Source organism: Bartonella taylorii 8TBB (assembly GCF_902825155.1).
In the GTDB taxonomy this organism is placed as follows: Bacteria; Pseudomonadota; Alphaproteobacteria; order Rhizobiales; family Rhizobiaceae; genus Bartonella; species Bartonella taylorii_A.
In genome coordinates this window covers 1-544 of record NZ_CADEAG010000078.1, presented here as the reverse complement: position 1 = coordinate 544, position 544 = coordinate 1, and the positions used below count along the sequence as shown (strand labels likewise).

Below are 544 nucleotides of genomic sequence, written 5' to 3'. Positions count from 1 at the left end.
CGATTACTAAAGTTGAAGGTGAAAGCCTAGTTAAGCAAGACAAGAAGACAAAAGTTATCGCGATTGGTGGTGAGAAAGATGGTACAAGCATCAGTCTTGCAAATAGTGACGGAGCGGATCGTACACTTTCAGGTGTAAAGGCAGCGGAGAAAGATAATGAAGCGGTTAATAAAGGTCAGCTTGAAAAAAGTTTAAAGGATCTTTCTAAGGATCTTCAGTCTGATGATTCAGCTGTTGTTCATTATGATAAGAATGAAAAAGGCAGTATTAATTATGAAAATGTGACTTTTGGCAAAGGAAAGGGTTCTGCGGCTGTTGGTTTGCATAATGTTGCGGATGGTCTGATTGCTCAAGGATCACATGATGTAATTAATGGCAACCAAATTAATACCCTGTCTCAGGATGTAGCGAAGTTTTTGGGTGGCGGAGCGTCATTTAAAGAGGGTAGCTTTACACATCCAACCTATGAATTATCCAGTGTTTCTGAAGATGGTCAGGTAAGCAAGTCTGTCTTTAATGATGTAGGTTCAGCTTTTTCTGGTCT

1 pseudogene is annotated in these 544 nt (G+C 39.9%); it reads left to right on the top strand.

The annotated features are described in order from the left end of the window. Positions 1-544: pseudogene (locus J7R13_RS08730) on the top strand (hypothetical protein); the annotation flags it as partial.